Below are 25,707 nucleotides of genomic sequence, written 5' to 3'. Positions count from 1 at the left end.
CCTCAGGCGCAACCCTCGACGTAGGAAAGTTCCGGCTCCATCCCGACGTGCACGTGCTGCACACGACCATTGGATCCCATCTCGAACATCAGGCGCGCATCGCCTCCCGGCTGCTTGAGGTATTTGGCCGGGGCTGCGACATATTTGTGATCGCTTGCGACGAAGCCGGGGAATGCCGCCGTCACCTCGGCTTCCGTGGAGCCCGGGCCGATCCCTTCGACCAGCTTGACGGGCGAGCCCTCCGACACGGTGATGCGTTTCACCACTCCTTCCGTGACCATCGCGTAAACGCTTGGATAGTCGGGCGAGGACAGGATGGTGCAGGCATCCGACACCTGTGCCCCGCGCGCGGCGAAGCTGCTGCCTGACGGAACGCGCTGGCCGACAGTCAGATCGCCAAGCCCTTCGAGTGCCAACGTCGTATCGGCGCCCGCCGGGCTATCGCTGGCGGAATCACCAGCCGGTTCGGAAGCCACCGGGGCGCTATCGGTTTCGGCGGCGGTCGCCTGCTCTGCATCGGTAGAAACCTCAGCATCCTCAGCGTTGTCGTTCGAACAGGCCGCCAGCAGCGCGAGGGCAGCCAGCGACACGAGACGGGGCGTGAGGAACTGTTTTGTCATGGCGTGCGAACGATTCCCCCCCTCCTCTTGTTCCGCGCCAGCACTTAACCCGATAGAAAGGAAAATCTGCCATCGTCATCCATGGAGTAATGGGAGAATAAAATGGTCGCCGCAGCTCGCAACATGCAGCTCGTCCCCCGCGCTCCGCGTGAGCAGTGCGATGTCGACACCGTTATCGTCGACGACTGCGGGCGCGAGCTCAAGGCTTGGGTCGGCAACATGTCGAACCACGGCTTCATGGCTGAGTGCGAGGAGAAATTCCCGCTCAACTGCGTCATCCGTATCGATTTGCCCGAACGCGGCTGGGTCACCGCCGAAATTCGCTGGGCCGTCGGCTGGCGTTTCGGCGCGCTGATCGTCGAGGACTGACGCCGCTCCGCAGGAACCCGTTTCTCCGCCATGCGCTTCTCCCGCAACGCATGACTTGCAGGAGAGATACCGTGGCCGACAAGACAGCAGCGCAGCACCTTACCCATATAGCCGAAGCGATGAAGGACATCGACTTCGTCATGCTCAACACCCACACCACGGGCGGCAATATCGGCGCGCGGCCGATGAGCAACAATCGCCAGGTCGATTACGACGGTGACAGCTACTACTTCACCTGGGCCGATTGCCGCATGACCCAGGACATCGGCAAGGATCCGAAGGTCGGCCTGTCCCTGCAAGGCAAGGGCGGTCCCGGCGGCAAACCCGGTATCTTCATTGCGATCGAAGGCGAGGCCGAGGTCGTCACCGATAAGGCGCAATTCGCCGAACACTGGGTCGACGAGCTGGAAATGTGGTTCAAGGACGGCATCGACACCGACGGGCTGGTCATGCTCCACATCCACGCCACGCGCGCTGCCTACTGGGACGGCGAAGAAGAAGGCGACTTCGACATCGCCTGAGCACAAGGCGATCTGCTAGCCGCTCCCTCCATGACCGCGCCCGTGATTCTCGTCGACGCCGATGCCTGCCCTGTGAAGGAGGAAATCTACCGCGTGGCGGAGCGTTACGGCGCCGAGGTCCGGGTGGTCAGCAACAGCCCCTTCCGCGTGCCGGTGAGCGAGCGGGTGAAGCGCGTGGTGGTCTCGGACGGTTTCGACGCGGCGGATGACTGGATTGCTGAAAACGCCGGGCCGCACACCGTGGTTATCACCGCCGACATCCTGCTGGCCGAACGCTGCCTCAAGGCAGGCGCCACCGTACTGCGCCACGACGGCAGGCCCTTCGACGCCGCCAGCATCGGCAGCGCCATCGCCACCCGCGCCATACTGGAAGACCTGCGCGCCGGAATGGACGGAGCAGGCGGAGGCCCGCCGCCATTCAGCAAGGCGGACCGGTCGAGCTTCCTGCAGGCGCTGGATCGCGTGCTTGTGGGGATGGGACGCAAGTGAGCGTAGCTTCAGAAGCGCGGTAAGTGTTACGACTTGCAAGTGTAGGCATGCCCTTCCATTCTGATCATGCAAAAAGGGGCAGTATCGTGGAAGCGTTTACCAATTCACCGCTTTTCTTTTTAGCAGCATTTGCTGTCGCCTTCTGGGTCCTCAAAGAATTGTTTGGCGACAAAAAGCCGCATCGGCGTAACGTTCGCTACATCAAAAAACGGGATTGGCGAAAGCCGGACGACCGAAGCGTGCTGGCAACCGACCAGTTGCAAAAGGTGATGGCCGCTGATTTCAAGCCGCGCAGCTTGCTTAATCGCGCCGAGGCAAATGTCTTTCGCGCGCTCGACGAAGCGGTGATCGCGCGCAATCCGAGATGGCAGGTAATGGCCCAAGTCTCGCTCGGCGAGTTCCTGTCATCGCCCGACAAGTCGGCTTTCCTGTCGGTCAATTCCAAGCGCGTCGACTTCGCGCTGATGGATGAGAAATGCTTCGTGCAGCACGCGCTGGAATACCAAGGCACAGGCCACCACCAAGGCAGCGCCGCAGCGCGCGACGCGGTCAAGAAGGAAGCACTGCGCAAGGCTGGCATTGGCTATCACGAGATCGTCGCAGGACATACCACGCCGAGCGAACTCAGGGCGCTGATCGAGAAGCTAGTTCCGGCGGCTTAGACGGTTCCGAACCGAATTGTGTTCTACTCAGCGATCCAAAACCGAAGGTCTGGCAAAGTGCTTCAAGCGTTGGTCGAATTGATGGACAGAACGTAAGCCATATCACCGCTCCATTACTGTTCTACGCAATCACGACTGCTCTCCGTTCTCGCGGTAAGCCTCACTCATGTCATCAAGCACTTGCGCGAATCCTCGGCCTGTATGGCTAACGATCCGCGCTGTATATTCCTGCCTGCAAGGTGGCTCTCGGAGTTCTGCTTGGCTGATTAAGCAAATCTAGACAAAAAAGGCGACCCTCTCGGGCAGCCCTTTTCGCCTTGTCGGTGCGTGTCGCTTACGAGGGCATCAGCACGGTGTCGATGACGTGAATTACGCCGTTGGAGGCGTCGACGTCGGTTGCGGTGACGGTGGCGGAGTTGCCTGCTGCGTCGGTCAGCACGACGTTGCCGCCTTCGATGGTCGCGGTCAGCGTGGCGCCGTTGACGGTGGTCAGTTCGTAACCGCCCTCGCCCGCTGCCTCGATCGCCTGCGTCAGCGTGGCGGCGTTCGTGTCACCCTCGACGACGTGGTAGGTGAGGATGTTGGTGAGATCCTGCTTGCCAGCTTCGCTCATCAGCTCGTCACGCGTGGCTTGCGGGACCTTTTCGAAGGCCGCGTTGCTCGGCGCGAAGACGGTGTACGGGCCGGTGCCCGACAGCGTTTCGCCCAGGCCGGCAGAGGTCACGGCCGAAACGAGGGTCGAGAAGTCGGGATTGCCCTGCGCGACTTCGACGATGGTGCCGGCGTCGGTCGCTGCGGTGTCGGTCATGGTGTCGTCCGCCATGGCGGTCGTGTCGGCGTCCGTCGTCGCGGTGTCGTCTGCACCGCTGCCGCAGGCGGCAAGGGCGAGCGAGGCGGCAGAGGCCAGTGCGATGGTAAGCTTGTTCATGGTATCGAGTCCTTCAAGCGGGGCCGGGATAGGCATTGGCGCACGAGATCGCTGGCATCGGCCAACCATCATCGGCCGTGCGCCTTCATCCGATCAATGAACACAAGCTGCAGCGGTTCCGAGAATGCCCGGATCCGCGACCCGTCAAATGCTTCCAGGCACGGTTCGGGGTGCGGCTTCCCTTTCGGCTCTGGGCAGGAGAACCGCAAAGGCCAGCGTTACCAGCAGCAGCGCCGGAACGTCTCCGATCAGATGTCCGCGCTGCATGGGATCGCCCATCGCCTGAATGGCCATTACCACGGCGTGGACTGCGCTCGACACGGCAGTGAACCAGATCAATGACTTATGCGCGAGCGGGTCGCGCGCAGCGGCGATCAGGAACAGGCCGAGCGTCGCGTACACCCCGACGATCATCATGAAGTAATGCGAAGCCATCGGCGGGCCGTCATGCCAGGACCAGCCCGCAGGCCAGACGATCGACAGCGGCCAGATGAGGCAGAAAACTGCCCCGAAGGCGACGAGCAGAAATTGCAGCAAGCGGGAGGCGTTCATGGCGACATACTCCTGGAAGGGTGTGGCGCGGCCCGATGGGGAGTGTCGGCCCCCCGCTTGTGCAAGTCAATCGTGTTCGCGGTCACCCTGCCCGATGTAGAGTTCCCGTCCGGTTTCCTCGTAGACCTTGCTCATTTCCTTCATGCCCCGCTGCGCTTCCTCGGCTTCTTCGGCGCTCGTTTCACGCTTGATGTTCTCGGTCGCGAGATAGCTGTCCGAGTTCTGCTTGGCCGCGAAGTCGCGCACTTCCTGCGTGATTTTCATGCTGCAGAATTTCGGCCCGCACATGGAGCAGAAATGCGCGGTCTTGGCGCCTTCCGCGGGCAGCGTCTGGTCGTGGTACTTCTCGGCCGTGTCCGGATCGAGCGACAGGTTGAACTGGTCGCGCCAGCGGAACTCGAAGCGCGCCTTGGATAGCGCATCGTCGCGGACCTTGGCGGCCGGGTGGCCCTTGGCAAGGTCGGCGGCGTGGGCGGCGAGCTTGTAGGTGACCACGCCCACCTTCACGTCGTCGCGGTCGGGCAGGCCGAGGTGTTCCTTGGGCGTGACGTAGCAGAGCATCGCAGTGCCGTACCAGCCGATCTGCGCCGCGCCGATGCCGCTGGTAATGTGGTCGTAGCCCGGCGCGATATCGGTGACGAGGGGGCCGAGCGTGTAGAACGGCGCTTCGCCGCAGGCTTCCAGCTGCTTGTCCATGTTCTCCTTGATCTTGTGCATGGGCACATGGCCCGGCCCTTCGATCATCACCTGCACGTCCTGCTCCCAGGCGCGCTTGGTCAGTTCGCCCAGCGTGTAGAGCTCGGCAAACTGCGCTTCGTCGTTGGCGTCGGCGATGGAGCCGGGGCGCAGGCCGTCGCCCAGCGAATAGGCGATGTCGTAAGCCTTCATGATCTCGGTGATCTCGTCGAAGCGCTCGTAGAGGAAGCTCTCCTTGTGATGCGCGAGGCACCATTTCGCCATGATCGAGCCGCCGCGACTGACGATGCCGGTGACGCGCTTGGCGGTCATCGGCACATAGGGCAGCCGCACGCCGGCGTGGATGGTGAAGTAGTCGACGCCCTGTTCGGCCTGCTCGATCAGAGTGTCGCGGAAGATTTCCCAGTTCAGGTCTTCGGCAATGCCACCGACCTTTTCGAGTGCCTGGTAGATCGGAACCGTGCCGATGGGGACGGGGCTGTTGCGGATGATCCATTCGCGCGTGTCGTGAATGTTGCGACCTGTGGAAAGGTCCATCACGGTGTCCGCGCCCCAGCGGATCGACCAGACCATCTTGTCGACCTCGCTCGCCACGTCGGACGCGACCGCAGAGTTGCCGATATTGGCGTTGATCTTGACGAGGAAGTTGCGCCCGATAGCCATCGGCTCGGCTTCTGGGTGGTTAACGTTGGAGGGGATGATCGCCCGCCCCCGCGCCACTTCGTCGCGCACGAATTCGGGGGTGACGTATTCGGGGATCTCGGCGCCCCACGAGTTGCCTTCGGGCATTTCGCGCAGCTTTTCGCGGCCGAGATTCTCACGTTCGGCGACGTATTCCATCTCGGGCGTGATGATGCCGCGACGCGCGTAGTGCATCTGGCTGAGGTTCGTGCCCGAACCGATGCCGCCCTTGGCGCGCAGGACGCGCTTGTGGACGTTGGGAAACGCCGGAACGCCGCCGGAGCGGTCGGGGCCGAGCTGGCCGTTATCCTCGGGCCGAACCTCGCGCGCGGCGTATTCCTCCACGTCGCCGCGGGCGAGCTGCCATTCGCGGCGCAACTGAGGAAGGCCGGCGCGAATGTCGATCTTCGCGTTCGGATCTGTGTACGGGCCGGAGGTGTCGTAGACCCGCACGCTGGGTTCGCCGCCCTCGAGGTCGATTTCGCGCATGGCGACGCGAATGCCGCTGCCGCTCTTTGCCGCGATATGGACCTTGCGGCTGCCGCGAATGGCGCCGGTGGTGACTCCGATGTCGAATTTGCTGTCGATGTCGGCCATGCGTGTACTCTCCAGTTTACGGATGGAGAGCGGTCCTGTCGCAAGCCCTATCGCAAGCGCAGCCACTCCCTCCGCCGATGCTAATCGGTTCAGGTTCGACGGGTCGTGGGGTGCGAAACCCACCTCTCAGCCTAGTCCGATCGAACAAGCGGCTCCCCGGGGATGGCAGGGGTTTAGAGCACCTCCTTCGTATCGTCCAGAGATGCGACCGAATTCGTGACATTGGTGCGAAGCAAGTTGCCTTCCGTCTGTGAATACAGGAACATGGCTCATGTCGTCGGCCTGACACACCGGCTCGACACCGACGGCCCGTTCGCCGTCTCGGCCAGTGTCAGTCACGCGGGTGGCAAGAGCACCGGCGCAACGGTAGGCTTTACCGGGGAATTCTAGCCAGACGCGTACTTGTTGTGGCGGGGTCGCGAGGCTCCGCCGTGAAGCCGCTTCGACCGGCCGGGAAAGGATCCCCGGCCGGTTTTTCGTTGCGGTTGTCCATTCCATACAAAACAAAACCGCACCGCGGGTCGGTTACATACAAGACCTGCCGGTTGGCGGCTCCTACCTAGCCCTCCCACGGGACGTCCCGCCAGAGGGCACCCGAACCGGAGGGCCGCGACTCAACCAGAGAGTCGCATCTAAATAGCGACCATTTCCATGCGGGCCGCAAACTCGATCGTCAATCGATCGCCCGGTTTGCCGTCCCCAATCCTAGGCGCCGGGCGTCAAGGAGAATGGAAAATGAAACTTACAGACATCTCGAACCGCGCGCTGATGATGGCGGGCGCAACCGGCACGGCAATCGCCGGTTCCGTCTTGCTCGCATCGCCTGCTCTGGCCGGCCCCGCCGCAGCTTGCGAAGAAAGCTCCGGATTGGAATGTGGGAGCGGATCAGACACTGGAACGCAGGTTCAGGCCACGGCTGTCGGGACCGATTCTACCGCAACGGGTGACGGAGCGAGCGCCTTCGGGCGTCTCAGCGTCGCATCAGGCTCACGATCCACTGCCATCGGGCGCGGCGCCAATGCCACCGGCGATCAGTCGACCGCCATCGGCAACGACGATTCCGACGGTGATACCGTTGGCGCGAATGCAGCCGGCCTGAGGTCGGTAGCCATCGGGACCGAGACGGACGCGATCGAGGCGGACAGTATCGCCGTCGGCTCCTACGCCACGTCGACCAGCGCAGGCGCCATCGCAATCGGCGGCGACGCAAGCGACGCGGACGCGCTCGGCGCGCAGGCGCTGGCAACTCAAGCGATCGCCATCGGAAGCGATACTGCCGCGAATGGCAGTTTGAGCATCGCCATCGGAACCCTCGCGAATACGGCGAACACCAACGACATCGCCATCGGTCGCAATACCCGGGCATCTGGCGGGCAGTCGACCGCCGTCGGCGGCAATTCCGATGCAACGGGTGCCAGCTCCGTCGCGGTAGGGAACAATGCCTTCGCCTCCGGGCAGGACTCGCTGGCTCTGGGCGCGTTCTCCGATGCCACGCAATCGGGTTCCATCGCGCTGGGCGATGCTGCGCAAGCCACGGCTGCAAACGCCATGGCTCTTGGACGCGATACCAGCGCCAGTGCAGCCGGAGCCATCGCGATCGGCGCCGACGGGATAGACGGAGATGCCCTCGGCGCACAGGCGCTCGGCATCCGGTCGATCGCCATGGGGGTCGATGCCGTCGCCAATAGCGAAAGCTCTTCCGCATTCGGCGATCGCGCTTCGACCATCGGAACGGAATCGACGGCGCTAGGCGCACGCTCGCGGACGAACGGCAATCTCGCCACGGCGGTGGGCGCAAGGGCTGTTGCGACGGCCAACGGCTCTGCCTCGCTCGGCACGACGGCCCGCGCGCAGGCGCTTAACGCGACGGCCGTCGGCAACTCCTCGCTGGTGACCGGTGGGTCGTCCTCCGCACTCGGCGCCGGCACGAACGTCAGCGCCGCCTCGGCGACTGCTGTCGGCTTTCAGGCGGGCGTCAGCGGTGCCGGCAGCGCTGGCACGGCGGTGGGCGCAGCGGCTTCGGTCACCGGCCAGGCAGGCACGGCGTTGGGTCGGCAGGCCAGTGTCTCGCACACCAATTCGACTGCAATCGGTTATCAGGCGAGCTCCACTGCGGCGAACCAGGTTACGCTGGGCGGCGCGAACTCGTCCGTACGCCTCGGCGATATCGTCGCTTCCAATGCAGCGCAGAGCGGCACCGAAAAGGTCGTGACCGTGGACGCCAATGGCACGCTGGGCACGCAGGAGGTCGCGAGCGCCGCGGCGATGGATTCCATCCGCACCAACTTCGCTTCGCTCGCAGCGGTATCGGACGCGCAGTTCGCAGCGCTGGAGGGGCAGGTCGACACGTTGGGTTTCCGGCTCGACGAGCTGGACGACAGCACGCGCGGCGGCATCGCGTCGGCCATGGCGATGGGGGGCATGATGGTGGTGCCCGACAGCACCGTCTCGGTCAGCGTCAACGGATCGACCTATCGCGGCGAACAGGGATTTGCCGGGGGCGTTACCGCGCGCGTCGCGCCGCGCGTGTACCTCTCGGCAGCCGTGGCCGGATCGACTGCGAAGAAGTCGACCGGAGGACGCGTAGGCGTCGCCTTCGGTTTCTGACGAAACCGGGGCTCCTGACGATCGGACTGGGGGGCGGGCGACCGTCCCCCTTTCTTATTTCGCCGCAGACGCGATAGTGGCCGCTCCGATGACCATGCTCTACCGTCTCGATGCCGACGCTGCGGCGATCGCGGAAGCTTTCGGCGCGAGAGCCGGCGACGACCCGTGGAGCGGCGGCCATGTCTCGCCCGGCCAGTTCGCGCCAGTGGTGACCGCGGGGCGGGAACTGGTCGCGGGACCGCGCCTTGGCCGCGGGCAGCGCCGGATCACCCCGCGAATGTGGGGCGTGCCGCCTCCACCATCCGCCACCGACGCGGCGCGCATGGTCGCCAGCGTCCGCAATCCGGACAGCCCGTTCTGGATCGGCAATCTGCGCAACAGCGAGTTTCGCTGCCTGATCCCCGCAACCGCTTTCATGGAATGGAGCGCCACGCCCGGCCCGGACGGAAAGCGCCGCCCGATCTGGTTCGGCGCATCCGACCAGCCACTGTTCGCCTTCGCCGGGGTGTGGAAGGACAGCGAGGTGCCGGGTTTTGCCATACTGAGCGCCCCGCCCAACGCGCTGCTGCGCGAGCAAGGCAGGGACGCCATGCCAGCGATCCTGCCGCCAGACCGCGAGGCGCAATCGCTCTGGCTGCACGGCGACTGGAAGCGCGCACGCGAAGTGCTGCAACCCTACCCCAGCGGGATGATGCGCAGCGTTACACGCGGCTGAGCGCGGGCAAATTTGCCAATGCGCGCTCACCCGTTATGACTGGCCGGCACTTCGTCACGACACTTCGCAGATAAGACAGAGGATCGCCCCGAACATGAAACGCATTCAGGTCGCAGCCGCCGCGCTGCTCGCCACCACGACGCTCGCCACGATGGCCGATGCCCGCCCGATGACGGCAGAGGATGTCGCCCGCCTCGAAACCGTGGGCGAAGTCGCGGTTTCGCCGGGCGGCAGTGCCATCGCCTACACCACACGCCGCCTGCCGGATGTCACCAAGGGCGAGGAAAACGGCAGCTCGGAAGATCAGCTGAAGGTGCTGAGCGGCCCCGGTCAGGCGCGCGACTTCCTGCCCGCCGACATGGACGTGTCCAGCATCGCCTATTCGCCCGACGGGCGGATGATCAGCTTCCTCTACAAGGCCGATGACGAGAAGCGCGCCGTCTGGGGCATTCCGGTCGACGGCGGCGCGCAGCGCAAGCTGGCCGCGGTCGAAGGCGCGGACGTGCGCGGCTACAACTGGGGTCCGGGCGGCACGACCATCTACATGCTCGCCAACGCCGAAGCCGACGAAGATCGCGAGGCCCAGTCGAAGGACGGCTTCAACGCCATCGTGTACGAGGAGGAAGCCCGCCTTACCCGGCTGTTCTCTGCGCGCCTCGGCCAGACGGTCGACGAAACGCCCGGCCAGATCACCGTTCCCGGCTATGTCAGCGCATTCAAGCTTTCGCCCGACGGGAAGACCGCGGTGATCGAGAGCGCCCCGACACCCCAGGTGGACGACAGCTACACGTCGAAGAAGGTCCACATCCTCGATCTCGCCAGCGGGACAGTGCGGCGGGTGATCGAGACAACCGGCAAGCTCGGCGATGTCGAAGTGGGGCCGGAAGGCAAGACTCTATCGATGATCGCGGGCGTCGATATCAACGATCCGGCCCCGACCACGCTCTACACCGTCGATGTCGCCAGCGGCACGATGACACCGCTCAATCTCGGCGCGGCGGAAGCGGCGGTGGATGCCGAATGGCTGCCAGACGGGCGGCTCGCAGCCGTGATTCACAAGGGCGCGCAGAGCCTGTTGCGGATTTATACCGGCACGCAGGCGCAGGAAATCGACGCAGGCGCGCTGATCCTCCATTCGGTCGAGGCGGCAGGGAATACCATCGCGGTGGAAGCCGACGCGCCGCAGCACCCGACGGAGCTGTTCACCCTGTCGGGCAACAGCTTCACCCGCTGGACGACTCACAATCCCTGGCTTTCGGAGATCGACTTCGGCCGCCAGCGGACCCTCACCTACACCGCGCGCGACGGTCAGCAGGTCGAAGGCGTGCTGATCGAGCCGGTAGGGCGCACCCCGCGCGGCGGCGCGCCCACCATCCTCAACGTCCACGGCGGGCCGGAAGCGCATGAAAGCAACGGCTGGCAGACTGCCTATTCCAAGCCGGGCCATGTCGCAGCGGGCCAGGGCTACGCCGTGTTCCTGCCGAACTATCGCGGCTCTACCGGTTACGGCACGGCGTTCTCGAAGCAGCACCAGGGCCGTTATACCGATCCCGAATTCACCGATATCGTCGACGCCAAGCGCGCACTGGTGGAAGCCGGCGTGGCCGATGCCGACCGCGTCGGCGTGACCGGCGGCTCTTACGGCGGATACGCCACCGGCTGGGCCGCCACCGCGCAGTCGGAGGAGTTTGCCGCGGGTGTGATGTTCGTTGGCATTTCCAACCAGATCAGCAAGTTCGGCACGACCGACATTCCGTACGAGATGTACAACGTCCATTCGCGCGCATGGCCGTGGGAAGACTGGCAGAAGATGCTCGACGTCAGCCCGATCGCGCACGTGCAGAACGCCAGCACACCGCTGCTGATCATGCACGGTCAGGACGACCCGCGCGTCTCGCCCAGCCAGAGCTACGAGCTGTACCGCAGCATGAAGGTGCGCAAGCCCGACGTTCCCGTCCGGCTCGTGCTCTATCCGGGGGAAGGCCACGGCAATGCGAAGGCCGCTGCGCGCTACGACTACAATCTGCGGATGATGGAGTGGTTCGACACTTACCTGAAGACCGGCGATCGCAAGGCCGCCCTTCCCGACCCGCGCCCGGACCTGAACATCGACGGTAGCGAGGACTGAGCGAGGAACTTTCCAGTTCGGAAAGTTATCTCTTGCCAATGTGGAAAGTGACGCCTATCACTTTCCGCATTGGAAAGAGAAGGACGCGCCGATGACACCCGACGAAGCAAGAGCCGCGCTGGAGCAGGTCGAGCAAACCGACAACAGGATGGCCCAGCGAATGCACTGGCCGTTCCAGCGGCACGCGATGTTCGGGCTGGCCGAAGCGATGATCGTCATGGGGCTCGGCATTTCCGGGTCGGAGGGCGTTGCCGCCTGCGGTGTGGGCGTGGCGCTCGTCCCGATCCTGATGTATCAGGACCGCTCGCGTTACGGCATGTTCGTGTCCGGCTGGTCGAGCCGAAAGGCACGCCCGCTGATGGTGGGACTGCTGGCGTTTCTGGTGGGTGCGATAGCGCTGTCGCTCTCCCTCCGGTGGGACGAAGGCACCAACCCGCTGGTGATCGGCCTGTTTGGAATTGTCCTGGCGGTTTGCACCTGGGCGAGCATCCGCTGGGAAAAGCTCTACCGCGAAGAGCTGTCCCGGAAGGCGCAGCGATGAGCGGCCCTGCCCCTTTCATCGACCCCCTGTTGCATCACCCCGCCCGGCTGCAGATTGCCGCGGTGCTGGCGCGCGCCGACGATGTCGAATTTGCGACCCTGCGCGATATAATCGACGTCAGCGACAGCGTGCTGTCCAAGCACCTGTCCGCCTTGTCCGACGCCGACTATGTCAAGTTGCGCAAGGCGAAGCATGACGGTCGCCAGCGCACATGGGCGGCATTCACCTCCGCCGGGCGCAAGGCGTTTGCGGCGCACATGCGGGCGCTGACCGAACTCGCGGCCAGCGCCGAAAACGCGATAGCCTCTACCTAGTTTTCAGAACGTGTAGCCGATGCCCCCGGCGACGAACCACTGGTCCGCGCTGCCGCGGTCGCTGGTGAAGGGCGTGTCCTTCGCATCGCCGACCATGCGCGAATAGCCGCCGATCCCGATCAGCGCGAGACCGCCGTTGAGCGCGTCGCCGTCCAGATCGTAGCCGACAAGCAGGTTCGCGCCGACCTTGGTGAAACCCGATCCGGCATCGAATTGCGACAACCCGCTGGTGAGGCTGTCCGCCGCATCGATCGAATAGTAATAGTCGGCATAATCGCCATCGACATATTCGGCGCTGAGCGAGAAGGAGGCGATCGCCCCGCGGCTGAGCGGGGTGAAATAGGTGACGCTGGGGTCGATCACCATGCCCTTGTGCGCGCCCGCGACGTCCCAACGCACATCCGTGCTGAAGCTGAGGCTGTCGTAACCGTGCAGCACGCCGGGGATGGAGACACCCGCCGTCGGCCCGACCTCGATCGCGGTCTTGAGTTCGCCGAGCGATGCGACGACCGGATCCTTGATGTCGCTTGCGCGGTTGCGGCGCAGGCGTGCAGCGACGCCGGCATCGAGGCCGATCTCGCCCGAACGGTCGGGAATGAAGTCCAGTGCGAGGCCGCCGGGCCGCGGATTGATGTCCACCCCGCCCAGCGATCCCTGGACGATCGGCAATATCGAGGTGACGTAATCGTCCGACCCGTCGTAGCTCGGGCTGTATCCTGCGCCCACGCCGATGCTGATCCAGTCACCCGCGAACACGCCGCTGTCGAGGCCCGGCTCGGTCGCCGGTGCCGTCTGCGAGGTTTCGAGCGGCGGGGAATCCTGCGCGATGGCAGGCGATGCGAGCGTTGCGGCGGCGGCCGCCACGGCGGAAAAGGCGAAATGTCTCATGGAAAGCGTCCCTGTATGCTTTGCCCGCACAACGGGCGGCATCAGGGGAGGTTCCTGCTTGCGGCGCGCCTGTCAGCCCATGCCCTGCCACTGCTTCACCGCCTCCAGCGGCCAGAAAAGCATCAGCACGTTCAGCGCCAGATTGTCGCGGATGGCCCATGCGGTGAAGAGTTCGAAAAACACAGCCAGGCCAAGGCTAAGCCGCCAGTCGATCCGCGCAGCGAGCAGAAACCCCGCCGTCATCCAACCGATGTCGGACATGGAATTGACGATGCTGTCACCCGAATAGCCCCAGCTGATCGTCACCTCGCGGTAGTGATTGATCACCGTGGGCGTGTTCTCCATGATTTCCCACGCGGCCTCCACCGCGATGGCGATGGGCAGCGCCCATTTCTGGAGAGCGCCGCCGAACAGGTTCCATTTCACCCACAACAGCCATGCGACGAAATACATGATCAACCCGTGGATGAAGTGGCTGGGAGAATACCAGTCGGTGATGTGCTGGCTGTTCTCTGCGGACTGGACCACGCCGTGCCACAGCTTCACCGTGCCGCATTCGCAGATCGGCGGGCGATCCATCGCGAAAAGGACCGCCAGCACGGCCAGCGCCAGCAACACGCTGGCGATGATGGCCTTGCCGTGGGGGAGTAGCTTCAGTTTTGCGACCATTTCCGACGCACCTTCCTGTAATGCCCAGTATTTTCCCACTTCCCAACGCCGCGATTTTGCATAATTCGGTGCTTGGGGGCCGGGGGGATACAGTTTCAGATCACACAACATGATGAGGCGCAATTTCACAATGCTCCGGCACCCTTTTCCGGAGACAAACAATGCAGACGAATACCAAACTACTGAAAGGCAATTTCCTGATCGGCTGCGGCCTTGCTGCCCTGGCCTTCGCATCCCCTGCCTCGGCGCAGGAATTCGTGGCGGATGCGCCGCTCAACGATACTTGCGTCTCGACACCCAACTTCACCTGTTCCGACCCGGTGAAGGGAACGCGGACCGTCACGACGATCCAGCCAGCCACGGTCACTGCGACGCCCGAAGGCACGTTGATCGAAGGCGCGGCCAACGTGCAGTTCGATGGGGAATTGCAGGTCAGCGGCTTTGCGACCTCCACGGTGCCGGAATTCGCCGTGCCCGGATACAGCCTCGACCTGATCGGACAGGACCTGACCGTGACGGCGACGACCGATTACGATGTCGACTACAGCCTGCTCTATCCGTCTTCGGCCGACCCCCGTTACGCGTCGTCCCCACTGGCTGACGGCACGAGCTTCGTCATCAACTCCCTCGACGTCAGCGAAATCGGCGTCGATGTCGTCGGTGCCTATTACGTCACGCCCGAGGGTAACGAGGGCGAGTTTTCGCTGTCCGCGATCGATTCGACCAATATCGTCGACAACGGAACCGCGCTGTCCGGATCGTTTTCTTCCACCGAAGGCAGGATCGTGTTCGGCACGCTCAGCGGTACGGCGACAGTCGTCGCGGGCTCGAACCCGACGACTATCCGGGACGAGTTTACCGGCCAGCCGGTCGACATCATCAGCCCGCTGGCACTCGAATTCGATGTGACGGCGACGGTGCTGACACAGCTCGACGAGACGGGCCTGATCACCCCGCGCATTGCGGTTACCGACGGCATCGAGATGAACGGTAGCCGCATCACCGGGCTGGCCGACGGGGTGGCAGCCACCGATGCCGCAACTTACGGCCAGGTCCAGGCAGAAGCCACCGCCCGAGCGGACGCCGACGCCACACTGGCAGCCGCTATCACCAGCGAGACTGATGCGCGTATCGCAGCCGATGCGCAGATCGTGACCGTGCTGGATCAGGAAATCCAGACGCGCACGGCAGCGGACCTTGCCCTGTCGCAGCGGATCGACAGCAATACAGCAAGCATCCAGGGCTTCGCCGCCGCCGATGCTGCGGAAACGAGCGCCCGGATCGCCGCCGATGCGGCGCTGGGGCAGCGTATCGACGGGCTCGACGACCGGCTCGCGACGCTCGAAAGCCGGATCGACCGTTTCGACGACCGGATCGCGAGTTCGGCCGCCGTCGCCACAGCCATGTCGGGCAATGCCTTCCTGCCGGACATGAACTTCAACCTGACCGCCAATGTCGCCACCTATGACGGGGCGCAGGCGGGCTCGATGCAGCTGGGAGCGCTCGTCAGCAAACACGTCGCGATCAACGCCGGTATCGCGAGCGGCTTCAACAAGGGCGGCAAGACCGCTGGCCGCGTCGGCGTGACCGTCGGCTGGTAAGCGACCGCTATCGGGCAGGCGGCGCCGGAGGTTCCCGGCGTCGCCTGCCTGTTCCTAGTTCTTGCCTCGCCCCGCCCATCGGGTAGAGCCTGTGGCGAGATGACCACCCGACCATGCGATATTGCGATAGCCGGGGGCGGATTGGCCGGAGGGCTGATCGCGCTGGCCGTGCAGCGCGCGCGGCCCGAACTCGACGTGCGCCTGTTCGAAGGCGGCGAGACGCTGGGCGGCAATCATCGCTGGAGCTGGTTCGATACCGACCTGGACGCGGATGGACGCGCCCTGCTGGCGCAATTCCGCACGACGCAATGGCCGCGAGGATACGATGTCGTCTTCCCCGAATACAGCCGCACGCTGGACGCCTGCTACAACTCGCTGTCGTCGGATGACTTCGACGAGGCTTTGCAGCGCGAGCTGAATCAGGGCGCCATCGCGACCGGTCGCCAGATCGTGGGCGTGGCGCGTGACGCAATCACATTCGAAAATGGCGAGCCTGTGGCCGCGCGCGCGGTAATCGACTGTCGTGGCTTTGCGACGTCGCCCTACCTCACTGGCGGCTGGCAGGTCTTCATGGGGCGGCATCTGCGGACAGCGACGCCGCACGGGCTGGAGCGGCCGATCATCATGGACGCCGCGGTGGAGCAGCACGGCGCCTATCGCTTCGTCTATACGCTGCCTCTGGGCGCGCATGAGCTGTTCGTGGAGGACACCTATTACGCCGATGCACCGACGCTCGATCGCAAGGCGCTGTCGCAGCGGATCGACGCATATTGCGCAAGTCACGGGTGGGAAGGCGAGATACTCGGCGGAGAAACCGGCGTACTGCCGGTCATCACCGGAGGAAATTTTGCCGTCCATCAGGCGGAGACGCGGGTCGATGGGGTGGCGCAGGCAGGCGCGCGCGGCGGCTTCGTTCACCCGCTCACCAGCTATACCGTGCCGCAGGCGGTGCGGATCGCGCAGCTGATCGCGGCCAATGCGGATTTGCCGGGCGACCAGCTCGCCGCTTTGCTGGAGGCGGAGGCGCGGCGCCACTGGCGCGCGACCGGCTTCTACCGGATGCTGGGCGCCATGCTGATGCGCGCAGCCGATCCCGGCCATCGCTATCGCATCTTCCAGCGCTTCTACCGGCTGCCCGAACCGTTGATAGAACGCTTTTACGCCGCACGTTCCACCACCGCCGACCGCGCCCGCGTGCTCGTCGGAAAACCGCCCGTCCCCATAACCCGCGCACTCGCCGCATTGACCACGCGCGGCAAACCGCTAACCCGTGACACAGTCGCATGAGCCAGAACGAACTCCCCCTGCCCGAAACCATGTCCCAACCCCGCCTGCCTACGGCTGGCAAACGCGCCTGCGTCGTCGGCGCAGGTTTCGGAGGGCTGGCGCTGGCCATCCGTCTGCAATCGGCCGGCGTGGCGACTACCGTGGTCGAAGGCCGCGACAAGCCAGGCGGCCGCGCCTATTTCTGGGAGCGTGAAGGCTTCACCTTCGATGCCGGGCCGACGGTCATCACCGATCCCGACTGTCTCGAGGAATTGTGGAACATCTCCGGCCACGACATGGCCGAGGACGTCGAACTGATGAAGGTCCACCCCTTCTACCGCCTCAACTGGCCGGACGGGACGAACTTCGACTATTCCAACGACGACGCGCAGCTGGCCGCCGAAATCGCCAAGCTCGATCCCGCCGATGTCGCCGGATACGAACGTTTCCTGCACTATTCCGCGCAGGTCTATCACGAAGGATACGTCAAGCTCGGCACCGTGCCGTTCCTCGACTTCAAGAGCATGATCAAGGCGGCGCCCGCGCTTGCCAAGCATCAGGCTTGGCGCAGCGTCTATTCGATGGTCAGCAAGTTCGTGAAGAGCGAGAAGCTGCGCGAAGCGCTGTCCTTCCACACGCTGCTGGTCGGCGGCAATCCGATGAAGACCAGCGCGATCTATGCCCTCATCCACAAGCTGGAAAAGGACGGCGGCGTCTGGTGGGCGCGCGGCGGGACCAACCGGCTGGTCGCGGGCATGGTGCGCCATTTCCAGCGGCTGGGCGGCGAGATGCGGCTCGCCGATCCCGTGAAGCGCGTGCACACCATGGGCAATCGCGCGACCGAGGTGGAAACCGAAAGCGGCTGGCGTGGCGCTTTCGATGCGGTCGCCAGCAATGCCGACATCATGCATACCTATCGCGACCTGCTGTCAGGCACGAAGCGCGGCGGCAGCTACGCTCGCAGCCTCTCGCGCAAGAGCTTTTCGCCATCGCTGTTCGTGGTCCATTTCGGGCTGGAAGGCAGCTGGCCCGGCATTCCGCACCACATGATCCTGTTCGGTCCGCGCTACAAAGGGCTGCTCGAAGACATCTACGACCACGGCGTTCTGCCGCGCGACTTCAGCATCTACCTGCACCATCCGACCGTGACAGACCCCAGCATGGCACCGCCGGGCAAGAGCACGTTCTACGCGCTGGTGCCCGTCGCCCACATGGGCAAGCTGGCGATCGACTGGGACGCCATCGGCCCGGTGCTCGAAAAGCGCATTCTCGACGAGATCGGGCGGCGGCTGGTGCCCGACATCCACGACCGCATCGTGACCAAGTTCCACTATGCGCCCAAGGATTTCGCGACCGATCTCAACGCCCACATGGGCAGCGCCTTTAGCCTGGAGCCGGTGCTGACGCAGAGCGCCTATTTCCGGGGGCACAACCGCGACGACGAGATCCGCAACTTCTACCTCACCGGCGCGGGCACCCATCCGGGCGCAGGCATCCCCGGCGTCGTCGGCAGTGCCAAGGCGACGGCGGGCCTGATGCTGGAGGATCTCAGCCAGTGAACGCCGCACCCCTGAAACGCCTTGCGGTATATTGCGGTTCGGCCACGCCGGCGGACAGCCGCTACATCGAACTGGCGCGCGAGGTCGGCGCGACGCTGGCACAGCGCGGGATCGGCGTCGTCTATGGTGGCGGGCGGCTCGGCCTGATGGGCGCCGTGGCGAGCGGGGCGCTGGACGCTGGCGGCGAGGTCATCGGCGTGATCCCCGATGCGCTCGCCAACAGCGAAGTCGCCAATCACGATTGCACCGAACTTCGCACCGTGGGCGGGATGCACGAACGCAAGCAGGCCTTCACTGACCTGTCCGACGGTTTCGTCACCATCCCCGGCGGGGTCGGCACGATGGACGAACTGTGGGAAGCAATCAGCTGGGCGCAGCTTGGCTATCACACCAAGCCGGTCGGCCTGCTCAACGCGTTCGGCTTTTATGACGAATTGATCGCCTTCAACGCCAAGATGGCGGAGGTCGGCTTCGTACGGCCCGCGCATCAGGGTATCATGATCGCGCGCGACGGCTTGCCCGACCTGCTCGACGCCATGGCCGACTATCGACCGCACACGCCGATCTTCCAGATGAAGGCATCGGACCTATGACCCCTTCGGACGGTACTGCCACCAGGCGGCCCGTCCGTCGTTTCACCAAGCGCCTGCTCGCGCCTTCAGCGATCCTGCGCGAAACGCCGCGCATCACCGGCGGCGGCCGCCCGCGCGAGGCGCTGGTCGAACGGTCGCGCGACATGATCCGCGACGGTTCCAAGAGCTTCCATGCTGCCAGCCTGCTGTTCGACCGCGAAACGCGCGAACGCGTGTGGCTGCTCTACGCTTGGTGCCGCCGCTGCGACGATATTGCCGACGCGCAGCAGCTGGGCGGGGAACTGGGCGACCAGAAAGGCGCGATGGACCGGGTGGAGGCGATCCGCATCCTCACTCGCCGGGCGCTCAACGGCGAACCGACAGCCGACGTGGCATTCGACGCCTTCGGACAGGTCGCTGCCGAATGCGGTCTGACCGAGGAAATGGCGGACGACGTGATCCAGGGCTTCGAACTGGATGCGAAGGACTGGCGACCGCGCGAGGAAAAAGACCTCATGCGCTATTGCTATCATGTCGCCGGCGCGGTGGGCGTGATGATGGCGCGCGTCATGGGCGTAGCTCGCGAGGACGAAGCGACGCTTGACCGTGCCTGCGACCTCGGCCTTGCCTTCCAGCTGGCCAATATCGCGCGCGACTTGCACGAGGATGACGCTGCGGGCCGCTGCTACCTGCCGATGCGCTGGCTCGTGCGGCAGGATATCGAGCCGGGGCAGCACATGAAGCCGCACCACCGCGAAGAACTGGTCGAGATGACGCAGCGGTTGGTGGAAATGGCTCGCGCGCATCGGCAGGCCGCGCTGGCAGGCACGCGGGCGCTCAGGTTCCGGCAGCGCTGGGCCATCCATGCCGCGGCGCGCATCTATGGCGAGATCGCGGAAGAAGTCGCACGGCGCGGGCCCAAGGCGTGGGATCACCGCGTCGTCGTCAGCCGCCCGGCCAAGCTGCGGCACATCGCAGGCGCGTACTGGGACGCTTGGCGCAAATCGCACCCCATGCCCTCGCCCCCGCCGGAATACACGCGGGGCGACATCCTGCTCGACGTGCGCATGGAAGGCCCGGTCGCCCCGGTCAGCATGGAGCCGCTGCCGGACGAGGATTGAGGTGCTTGCCGCATGGCGGCGCGCGGCCTAGTCCCCGCACCATGATTTCCAAGCTCCTCATCGCCAATCGCGGCGAGATCGCCTGCCGCATTATTCGAAGCGCGCGCGAAATGGGGATCGCCACCGTGGCGGTCTATTCCGATGCCGATGCCAAGGCGCTGCACGTGCGGCAGGCCGACGAAGCGCTGCATATCGGTCCCTCGCCCGCGGCTGAGAGCTACTTGGTGGGCGAGAAGATCATCGCCGCGGCCAAGCAGACCGGGGCCGATGCGATCCATCCCGGCTACGGCTTCCTGTCCGAGAATGCGGGCTTCGCGCAGGCCGTGATCGACGCAGGCCTGATCTGGGTCGGGCCGAAGCCCTCCAGCATCGAGGCGATGGGCCTGAAGGACGCCGCCAAGAAGCTGATGCGCGCGGCGGGCGTGCCGGTGACGCCCGGCTACGAGGGCGAAGACCAATCGGTCGAGCGCCTCAAGTCTGAAGCGGACGCCATCGGCTATCCCGTGCTGATCAAGGCTGTCGCAGGCGGCGGCGGCAAGGGGATGCGCAAGGTCGATACGGCGGCAGATTTCGAAGCCGCGCTCGAAAGCTGCCGGCGCGAAGCCAAGGCCAGCTTCTCCAACGACGAGGTGCTGCTCGAAAAGTGGATCACCTCGCCTCGCCATATCGAAGTGCAGGTGTTCGGCGACAGCCACGGCAATGTCGTTCACCTGTTCGAACGCGACTGTTCCTTGCAGCGCCGCCACCAGAAGGTGATCGAGGAAGCCCCCGCCCCCGGCATGGACGAGGCGACGCGCAAACAAATCTGCGACGCCGCCGTCCGCGCCGCCAAGGCGGTCGATTACGAGGGTGCGGGCACGATCGAATTCATCGCCGACGCCAGCGAGGGCCTGCGCGCCGACCGCATCTTCTTCATGGAAATGAATACCCGCCTGCAGGTCGAGCATCCCGTGACCGAGGAGATCACGGGGGTGGACCTGGTGGAGTGGCAGCTGCGAGTGGCGAGCGGGGAGCCGGTGCCGTTGAAGCAGGAGGAACTCAGGATCAACGGCTGGGCGATCGAAGCGCGGCTTTATGCGGAAGACCCGGCGAAGGGGTTTTTGCCGAGCACGGGGCGATTGGAATTCTTCTCACTTCCCAAGGCGGCACGCCCGACCCGCTGGAACGCCGTCCCGAGCGGCCGAGCGCTTGAATCCGAATTCGAGCAGTCGGTACGGATCGAAACCGGCGTCGAACAGGGCGATTCCATCAGCCCGTTCTATGACCCAATGATCGCCAAGCTGATCTGCCACGCTGAGACGCGAGAGGAAGCGGTCAATGGGCTTGCCAAAGTTTGCGGCGATAGCGCAGTGTGGCCGGTCAAGACCAATGCCAGCTTTCTGCATTCCCTGCTGGTCAACCCCGATTTCTGCAGAGCGCGGCTCGATACGGGCTTCATCGCGTCGCACGAGGACGATCTGGCACTTCAGGAATATGACGTTCCGCAATGGCTGCTCGATACGGCGGCGGTGCGCATGACTTCGGCCCAGACGGCGCTGGCCGGCTTTCGCCTGAATGCCGAGCCCAATACGCAGTTCCGCCTTTCCGTGAATGGGAAAGGTGCCGTGGCGCGCTTCGATCCCGAGCCAAGCTACGAACAGCAGCAGCAAAGCATCTATCGCGACGTGGGCGGGCAGATCTTCGCTGTCGAGCTTGGTACAACCTACCGGATCACGCGCGAGCGCCACGACGGCACGGGCACCCACTCCGCCCACGACGGCGCGATCCTCGCCCCTATGCCGGGCAAGGTCATCGCGGTCGATGTGGCCGAGGGCGATAGCGTCACTGCGGGCCAGCGGCTGATGGTGCTCGAGGCGATGAAGATGGAACACTCGCTCACCGCGCCCTTCGACGGGACCGTCACCGAACTCGCCGCCAGCGTCGGCGGACAAGTGCAGGTCGAGGCGGTGCTCGCGGTGGTGGAGCCTTCCGAAACGTGATCTGCGGCCTAAAAGCAGGCGAGGCTCGCCCTTCGCCTGCTTTTCGAGGGGAAGATCAGTCGCCGTCGTCCGGCTCGGGCGGGCCGAACAGCGCGCCGCGTTCACTGAACAGCACGAAGGCCAGCGTCAGCACCGCAGTGCATAGCAACGCCAGCGCGAGCGGGCGCGCCGTGCCGTCGTAGGCATAACCCACGAAACTGCCGAGAGCGGCGCCGCTGGTCATCCGCAGGAAACCCTGCGCGCTCGACGCGGCGCCGGCGATCGTCTTGAACGGCTGAAGCGCGATCGACCCGAAGTTCGCGCCGATGAAGCCCAGCAGGCTCATGTTCGCGGCCATCAGCGGCACGAAGGTCCACAGCGTTTCGTCCGGTCGTGTGGCGAACCACAATTGCGCGGCTGCCACCGCGATGAAGGCGAACAGCGCAACGTGGCTGACCCGCCTCGCGCCGTGCCGTTCCACGATCCGGCTGTTCGACCAGTTGGCGATTGCCATGCAACCCGCGCAGATCGCGAAGATCATCGGGAAACGGTCGCCCGCGCCAAAAGCCTCTCCGATGAGCTGCTGGCTTGAATTGATGAAGCCGAACAATCCGCCGAACACCAGCGCGCTGCCCAGCGTGTAACCGATCGTCTCGCGCAGAGTGACGGCGTGGCGCATGTTCCGCACGATCGTGGGCAGGTGGATGTCCTGCCGGTCTTCCTCGTGCAGCGTCTCCGGCAGGCGGAAATAGACCCACGCGCTCATCACCACGCCGGCCACGGCCATGCCGAAAAAGATGAACCGCCAGCTGCCGAAGATCGCGAGGATGCCCTGCCCGATGCTGGGCGCGACGGCAGGGACGAGCAGGAAGATCACGAAAATCAGGCTCATCATCCGCGCCATCTTGTCGCCGCCCACCCGGTCGCGGATGATCGCGGGCGGCAAGGCGATGATGCCTGCCGCGAAAAATCCCTGTGCCGCGCGCAGGGCCACCAGCATCTCGAAACTTCCTGCCAGCGCACACAGGATCGAAAGGCCGATATAGGCCGCCAGCGCCACGAACAGCACCGGGCGGCGGCCGTAACGGTCGGCGAAAGCGCCGGGCACCAGCGTGCCGATGCCGGCGGACAAGAGATAGGCGCCGACCACGAACTGGCGGCTGTTGCCGTTCGCGCCGAGATCGCCTGCCAGGGAATCGAGCGCCGGAAGAATGGCATCGATCCCGAAGGCGTTGCACGCCATCAGCAACGCCATCATCCAGATCAGCTCACGCTCTCCGATCGGTTTGCGACTTGCCGTGGCGGCGGGTGGGCGTTCTCCGCCGGCTGGCATTTCTGTTCGCATCTGCACAATATGCGAAGTGGCGCACAAGGTTCCGCTTTGCAACCCGCCGGACTATATTCGCCTGCGTGGAAGAACCCGATGCGATCGACGATCCAGACGATGACGACAGCGAAGCCGCCGGACTTCGCAAGATCATTCACGTCGACATGGATGCCTTTTTTGCCAGCGTCGAACAGCGCGACAATCCCGAACTTCGCGGCAAGCCGGTGGCCGTTGGCGGGTCGAGCGGGCGCGGCGTGGTTGCTGCCGCAAGTTACGAAGCACGCAAGTTCGGCGTGAAAAGCGCCATGCCCAGTGTCACCGCGCTGCGCCGCTGCCCGGACCTGATTTTCTGCAAGAGCCGTTTCGACGTCTATCGCGAGGTCAGCGGGCAGATCCGCGCGATCTTCCATCACTACACCCCGCTGGTCGAGCCGCTGAGCCTAGACGAAGCCTATCTCGACGTGACGGACGACATCCACGGCATTGGCAGCGCGACACGCATCGCGCAGATGATCCGCCGCGATATTCTGGAGACCACACAGCTGACCGCCAGCGCCGGGGTGAGTTACAACAAGTTCCTCGCCAAGCTGGCGAGCGACCAGAACAAGCCCGACGGCCTGTGCGTCATCCGGCCGGGCGAAGGTGCAGCTTTCGTCCAGTCGCTGCCGGTCCGGCGCTTCCACGGCGTCGGGCCGAAGGGGGCGGAGAAGATGGCGCGGCTGGGCATCGAGACGGGCGCGGATCTGGCGGCCAGGGACATGGTTTTCCTGCGGGCGAACTTCGGCAGCTTCGCGGATTATCTGTATCGAGCCGCTCGCGGCATCGACCTGCGCCCGGTCCGTTCCAGCAGGACGCGCAAGTCCGTCGGCGGAGAGCGCACCTTCCACGAGGACCAGCACGCGCCGGAGGAACTGCGCGAGACGATGGAACGGATTATCGACATCGTTTGGGAGAGGATCAAGCGCAACGAGGCGAGCGGACGCACGGTGACGTTGAAGCTGAAATACAACGATTTCACCATTCACTCGCGCGCCAAGTCCGTGCCGCAACTCGTCGAGACGAAGGATGCCTTTGCCGCGATTGCGCGGGATCTGCTGGAGGAGGAACTGCCGCTCCCGCGCCCCATTCGGCTGATGGGGCTGACGCTGTCCTCGCTAAGGGGCGTGGAGAAAGCCTCCCGACGTGAAAAGGCTGCGCGGGCGGCGCAGCTATCGCTGCTGTGACTGCCAGAAACGGATTCGCGCGGCGGCCAGTCTGCCAAGGTCGCCGGGAAGCGCATCGAGCGCGCACATCCGCGCTTCGGCGATTTCACGCCGGTCGGGGGTGACCCGCTCGAACTCGACCAGCACCTGCACCACTTGGGCGGTATGCGGAGAGCCGGACAGCACTTCGTCGAAGCTTCCGATCAGGCGCGGATTGCGGCCCCGCGTTCCAAGCTCCTCCTGCAACTCGCGTTGCGCGGTGGCCTCGGGCGTCTCGCCGCGCTTGGCGCCGCCACCAGGCAGCGCCCATACCGGCGGGCCGTAGCTGTGCCGCACCAGCAGCACGCGGCCCGCATCATCGGTGGCGACGATCGACACGCCAGACAGGGGCACTCGGCGCAGCACCCGCCAGCGATGGCGCGCCCTGTGTGCTATCCTCAGCGCGAGGCGATGCAGCCCGCGCGGCAGCAGTTGTTCGATCAGGCGAAGCACGTGACCGGCTGACGCGCCGCGCGCAGCAGGCGAGCAACCGGCAGATCGTTCTCGCCCCGCATCGCAGCTTCGAACACCGCGCGTTTCTCGGCGGAGCCGCCGAGCGTGAACAGCACGGCATCGCTCGCCAGCAGGCTCGGGATAGTCAGCGTAACGCGGTCGAAGGGCGCTTCGGGGGGCAGCGGGTCCGGTGTCAGCCGCACGATCGGCGCGGGCTCATCCACCTGCGGATCGGTGTTCGGGAAAAGGCTGGCAATATGCCCGTCTCCGCCCATGCCGAGCCACGCGAAGGCGAAATGCGGCACCTGTTCCATGATCGTCAACGTCACCACTTCGCCGCCCGCAGGTTCCACTGCCGCGCGGATCTTGCCGGTGTTGGAGGCGGGATGATCTTCGGGCACGGCGCGATCGTCGCCCGGCCAAACCAGGATGCGCGACCATTCTAGCGGACGAGCGACCAGCTGTTCCAGGATCGGAAAGGGCGTCGATCCGCCGGGCATGGTGAAGGCCACCGGCCCGTCGCTGGCTGCGAGCGCGTTTTCGAGATGGGCGGCGATCCATGCCGCGATCGCATCCGGCCCGGCATCGTCGATGATGTTCACATTATCCATGCAACACCCATAGCGAAAAGG

At 64.9% G+C, this 25,707-nt stretch carries 26 protein-coding genes; 17 read left to right on the top strand and 9 right to left on the bottom strand.

Going from position 1 to position 25,707, the window contains the following annotated elements; all coding sequences use genetic code 11:
• Positions 1-2 precede the first annotated feature (2 nt).
• Positions 3-620 carry a hypothetical protein gene (locus tag ACXYN8_RS02315; protein WP_458887681.1) on the bottom strand — a complete coding sequence of 206 codons (618 nt, stop codon included), beginning with the start codon at positions 618-620 and terminating at the stop codon, positions 3-5.
• Positions 621-722: 102 nt separating this feature from the next.
• Here ACXYN8_RS02315 and ACXYN8_RS02310 point away from each other — a divergent pair, with 102 nt between their 5' ends.
• From ACXYN8_RS02310 to ACXYN8_RS02295, 4 genes are all read left to right on the top strand, one after another.
• Positions 723-989: a hypothetical protein gene (locus ACXYN8_RS02310; protein ID WP_458887679.1), complete on the top strand. Its 267-nt coding sequence runs from the start codon at positions 723-725 to the stop codon at positions 987-989.
• A 71-nt stretch (positions 990-1,060) separates the two neighbouring features.
• Positions 1,061-1,510 (top strand): pyridoxamine 5'-phosphate oxidase family protein, encoded by a 450-nt coding sequence (locus ACXYN8_RS02305; RefSeq protein ID WP_458887677.1) that lies wholly within the window; start codon positions 1,061-1,063, stop codon positions 1,508-1,510.
• A 30-nt stretch (positions 1,511-1,540) separates the two neighbouring features.
• A complete protein-coding gene (locus tag ACXYN8_RS02300; protein ID WP_458887675.1) occupies positions 1,541-1,999 on the top strand; it encodes a YaiI/YqxD family protein in 459 nt (152 codons plus the stop codon).
• Positions 2,000-2,085: 86 nt separating this feature from the next.
• Positions 2,086-2,661 carry a DUF2726 domain-containing protein gene (locus ACXYN8_RS02295; protein WP_458887673.1) on the top strand — a complete coding sequence of 192 codons (576 nt, stop codon included), beginning with the start codon at positions 2,086-2,088 and terminating at the stop codon, positions 2,659-2,661.
• 334 nt (positions 2,662-2,995) lie between these two features.
• Here ACXYN8_RS02295 and ACXYN8_RS02290 read toward each other — a convergent pair whose 3' ends face one another.
• The 3 genes from ACXYN8_RS02290 to thiC all read right to left on the bottom strand — a co-directional run bounded on the left by ACXYN8_RS02290 (position 2,996) and on the right by thiC (position 6,115).
• Positions 2,996-3,589, bottom strand: coding sequence for a fasciclin domain-containing protein (locus tag ACXYN8_RS02290; RefSeq protein WP_458887672.1), 594 nt, complete (start codon positions 3,587-3,589; stop codon positions 2,996-2,998).
• A 144-nt stretch (positions 3,590-3,733) separates the two neighbouring features.
• Entirely contained in the window at positions 3,734-4,141 is a 408-nt protein-coding gene (locus tag ACXYN8_RS02285) for a DUF6632 domain-containing protein (RefSeq protein ID WP_458887670.1), read from the bottom strand.
• Between the two features lie 66 nt (positions 4,142-4,207).
• Positions 4,208-6,115: a phosphomethylpyrimidine synthase ThiC gene (gene thiC, locus ACXYN8_RS02280; protein ID WP_458887668.1), complete on the bottom strand. Its 1,908-nt coding sequence runs from the start codon at positions 6,113-6,115 to the stop codon at positions 4,208-4,210.
• A 264-nt stretch (positions 6,116-6,379) separates the two neighbouring features.
• Between thiC and ACXYN8_RS02275 the strand changes: the two genes are divergently transcribed.
• From ACXYN8_RS02275 to ACXYN8_RS02250, 6 genes are all read left to right on the top strand, one after another.
• Positions 6,380-6,505, top strand: a complete 126-nt coding sequence (locus ACXYN8_RS02275) for a hypothetical protein (protein WP_458887666.1) — start codon at positions 6,380-6,382, stop codon at positions 6,503-6,505.
• A gap of 345 nt (positions 6,506-6,850) precedes the next feature.
• A complete protein-coding gene (locus ACXYN8_RS02270) occupies positions 6,851-8,722 on the top strand; it encodes a YadA-like family protein (protein ID WP_458887665.1) in 1,872 nt (623 codons plus the stop codon).
• A gap of 88 nt (positions 8,723-8,810) precedes the next feature.
• Positions 8,811-9,437 (top strand): SOS response-associated peptidase family protein, encoded by a 627-nt coding sequence (locus tag ACXYN8_RS02265; protein ID WP_458887663.1) that lies wholly within the window; start codon positions 8,811-8,813, stop codon positions 9,435-9,437.
• A 94-nt stretch (positions 9,438-9,531) separates the two neighbouring features.
• Positions 9,532-11,565 (top strand): prolyl oligopeptidase family serine peptidase, encoded by a 2,034-nt coding sequence (locus ACXYN8_RS02260; RefSeq protein ID WP_458887661.1) that lies wholly within the window; start codon positions 9,532-9,534, stop codon positions 11,563-11,565.
• Between the two features lie 91 nt (positions 11,566-11,656).
• Positions 11,657-12,106, top strand: coding sequence for a hypothetical protein (locus tag ACXYN8_RS02255; protein WP_458887660.1), 450 nt, complete (start codon positions 11,657-11,659; stop codon positions 12,104-12,106).
• Positions 12,103-12,420 (top strand): transcriptional regulator, encoded by a 318-nt coding sequence (locus ACXYN8_RS02250; protein WP_458887659.1) that lies wholly within the window; start codon positions 12,103-12,105, stop codon positions 12,418-12,420. Before ACXYN8_RS02255 ends, ACXYN8_RS02250 begins: the two co-directional genes overlap by 4 nt.
• A 3-nt stretch (positions 12,421-12,423) precedes the next feature.
• Here the strand turns inward: ACXYN8_RS02250 and ACXYN8_RS02245 are convergent, their stop codons facing one another.
• Positions 12,424-13,308, bottom strand: a complete 885-nt coding sequence (locus tag ACXYN8_RS02245) for a MipA/OmpV family protein (protein ID WP_458887658.1) — start codon at positions 13,306-13,308, stop codon at positions 12,424-12,426.
• A 72-nt stretch (positions 13,309-13,380) separates the two neighbouring features.
• Complete coding sequence (locus tag ACXYN8_RS02240; RefSeq protein ID WP_458887657.1) at positions 13,381-13,977, bottom strand: DUF2585 domain-containing protein; 597 nt, start codon at positions 13,975-13,977, stop codon at positions 13,381-13,383.
• Between the two features lie 161 nt (positions 13,978-14,138).
• Here ACXYN8_RS02240 and ACXYN8_RS02235 point away from each other — a divergent pair, with 161 nt between their 5' ends.
• The 6 genes from ACXYN8_RS02235 (at position 14,139) to ACXYN8_RS02210 (ending at position 22,075) form a co-directional block, all read left to right on the top strand.
• On the top strand, positions 14,139-15,578 hold the full coding sequence (locus tag ACXYN8_RS02235; RefSeq protein ID WP_458887656.1) for a hypothetical protein: 1,440 nt from the start codon (positions 14,139-14,141) through the stop codon (positions 15,576-15,578).
• Between the two features lie 99 nt (positions 15,579-15,677).
• Positions 15,678-16,865, top strand: a complete 1,188-nt coding sequence (crtY, locus tag ACXYN8_RS02230; protein ID WP_458887655.1) for a lycopene beta-cyclase CrtY — start codon at positions 15,678-15,680, stop codon at positions 16,863-16,865.
• Between the two features lie 29 nt (positions 16,866-16,894).
• A complete protein-coding gene (locus tag ACXYN8_RS02225) occupies positions 16,895-18,403 on the top strand; it encodes a phytoene desaturase (RefSeq protein WP_458888889.1) in 1,509 nt (502 codons plus the stop codon).
• An 11-nt stretch (positions 18,404-18,414) separates the two neighbouring features.
• Positions 18,415-18,996 carry an LOG family protein gene (locus tag ACXYN8_RS02220; protein ID WP_458888888.1) on the top strand — a complete coding sequence of 194 codons (582 nt, stop codon included), beginning with the start codon at positions 18,415-18,417 and terminating at the stop codon, positions 18,994-18,996.
• Positions 18,993-20,096, top strand: a complete 1,104-nt coding sequence (locus ACXYN8_RS02215; protein ID WP_458887654.1) for a phytoene/squalene synthase family protein — start codon at positions 18,993-18,995, stop codon at positions 20,094-20,096. The genes ACXYN8_RS02220 and ACXYN8_RS02215 overlap by 4 nt, the downstream gene beginning before the upstream one ends.
• A gap of 41 nt (positions 20,097-20,137) precedes the next feature.
• The gene (locus tag ACXYN8_RS02210; RefSeq protein ID WP_458887653.1) at positions 20,138-22,075 is read left to right on the top strand and encodes an acetyl/propionyl/methylcrotonyl-CoA carboxylase subunit alpha; all 1,938 of its coding nucleotides are present in this window, start codon (positions 20,138-20,140) and stop codon (positions 22,073-22,075) included.
• Positions 22,076-22,130: 55 nt separating this feature from the next.
• Here ACXYN8_RS02210 and ACXYN8_RS02205 read toward each other — a convergent pair whose 3' ends face one another.
• Positions 22,131-23,399: a multidrug effflux MFS transporter gene (locus tag ACXYN8_RS02205; protein ID WP_458887652.1), complete on the bottom strand. Its 1,269-nt coding sequence runs from the start codon at positions 23,397-23,399 to the stop codon at positions 22,131-22,133.
• Between the two features lie 65 nt (positions 23,400-23,464).
• On the opposite strand from ACXYN8_RS02205, the gene dinB reads away from it, so the two are divergent.
• Positions 23,465-24,604 (top strand): DNA polymerase IV, encoded by a 1,140-nt coding sequence (gene dinB / locus ACXYN8_RS02200; RefSeq protein ID WP_458887651.1) that lies wholly within the window; start codon positions 23,465-23,467, stop codon positions 24,602-24,604.
• Here dinB and ACXYN8_RS02195 read toward each other — a convergent pair.
• Together ACXYN8_RS02195 and ACXYN8_RS02190 are read right to left on the bottom strand one after the other, a co-directional pair.
• Entirely contained in the window at positions 24,590-25,075 is a 486-nt protein-coding gene (locus ACXYN8_RS02195) for an NUDIX domain-containing protein (RefSeq protein ID WP_458887649.1), read from the bottom strand. The genes dinB and ACXYN8_RS02195 overlap by 15 nt on opposite strands.
• Positions 25,063-25,686: a 6-phosphogluconolactonase gene (locus ACXYN8_RS02190; RefSeq protein ID WP_458887648.1), complete on the bottom strand. Its 624-nt coding sequence runs from the start codon at positions 25,684-25,686 to the stop codon at positions 25,063-25,065. Before ACXYN8_RS02190 ends, ACXYN8_RS02195 begins: the two co-directional genes overlap by 13 nt.
• Positions 25,687-25,707: the final 21 nt, after the last annotated feature.

Source organism: Altererythrobacter sp. CAU 1778, from assembly GCF_054482795.1.
The sequence above is the reverse complement of the archived record's forward strand: the minus strand, read 5'-3'. Positions and strand labels throughout refer to the sequence as shown.

Bases quoted from the DNA above. Each gene is read 5' to 3' on its own strand.
- ACXYN8_RS02315 (WP_458887681.1), bottom strand. From the start codon at position 620: ATGACAAAACAGTTCCTCACGCCCCGTCTCGTGTCGCTGGCTGCCCTC.
- ACXYN8_RS02310 (WP_458887679.1), top strand. From the start codon at position 723: ATGGTCGCCGCAGCTCGCAACATGCAGCTCGTCCCCCGCGCTCCGCGT.
- ACXYN8_RS02300 (WP_458887675.1), top strand. From the start codon at position 1,541: ATGACCGCGCCCGTGATTCTCGTCGACGCCGATGCCTGCCCTGTGAAG.
- ACXYN8_RS02290 (WP_458887672.1), bottom strand. From the start codon at position 3,589: ATGAACAAGCTTACCATCGCACTGGCCTCTGCCGCCTCGCTCGCCCTT.
- ACXYN8_RS02285 (WP_458887670.1), bottom strand. From the start codon at position 4,141: ATGAACGCCTCCCGCTTGCTGCAATTTCTGCTCGTCGCCTTCGGGGCA.
- thiC (WP_458887668.1), bottom strand. From the start codon at position 6,115: ATGGCCGACATCGACAGCAAATTCGACATCGGAGTCACCACCGGCGCC.
- ACXYN8_RS02275 (WP_458887666.1), top strand. From the start codon at position 6,380: ATGGCTCATGTCGTCGGCCTGACACACCGGCTCGACACCGACGGCCCG.
- ACXYN8_RS02270 (WP_458887665.1), top strand. From the start codon at position 6,851: ATGAAACTTACAGACATCTCGAACCGCGCGCTGATGATGGCGGGCGCA.
- ACXYN8_RS02265 (WP_458887663.1), top strand. From the start codon at position 8,811: ATGACCATGCTCTACCGTCTCGATGCCGACGCTGCGGCGATCGCGGAA.
- ACXYN8_RS02260 (WP_458887661.1), top strand. From the start codon at position 9,532: ATGAAACGCATTCAGGTCGCAGCCGCCGCGCTGCTCGCCACCACGACG.
- ACXYN8_RS02255 (WP_458887660.1), top strand. From the start codon at position 11,657: ATGACACCCGACGAAGCAAGAGCCGCGCTGGAGCAGGTCGAGCAAACC.
- ACXYN8_RS02250 (WP_458887659.1), top strand. From the start codon at position 12,103: ATGAGCGGCCCTGCCCCTTTCATCGACCCCCTGTTGCATCACCCCGCC.
- ACXYN8_RS02245 (WP_458887658.1), bottom strand. From the start codon at position 13,308: ATGAGACATTTCGCCTTTTCCGCCGTGGCGGCCGCCGCCGCAACGCTC.
- ACXYN8_RS02240 (WP_458887657.1), bottom strand. From the start codon at position 13,977: ATGGTCGCAAAACTGAAGCTACTCCCCCACGGCAAGGCCATCATCGCC.
- ACXYN8_RS02235 (WP_458887656.1), top strand. From the start codon at position 14,139: ATGCAGACGAATACCAAACTACTGAAAGGCAATTTCCTGATCGGCTGC.
- crtY (WP_458887655.1), top strand. From the start codon at position 15,678: ATGACCACCCGACCATGCGATATTGCGATAGCCGGGGGCGGATTGGCC.
- ACXYN8_RS02225 (WP_458888889.1), top strand. From the start codon at position 16,895: ATGTCCCAACCCCGCCTGCCTACGGCTGGCAAACGCGCCTGCGTCGTC.
- ACXYN8_RS02215 (WP_458887654.1), top strand. From the start codon at position 18,993: ATGACCCCTTCGGACGGTACTGCCACCAGGCGGCCCGTCCGTCGTTTC.
- ACXYN8_RS02210 (WP_458887653.1), top strand. From the start codon at position 20,138: ATGATTTCCAAGCTCCTCATCGCCAATCGCGGCGAGATCGCCTGCCGC.
- ACXYN8_RS02205 (WP_458887652.1), bottom strand. From the start codon at position 23,399: ATGCGAACAGAAATGCCAGCCGGCGGAGAACGCCCACCCGCCGCCACG.
- ACXYN8_RS02190 (WP_458887648.1), bottom strand. From the start codon at position 25,686: ATGGATAATGTGAACATCATCGACGATGCCGGGCCGGATGCGATCGCG.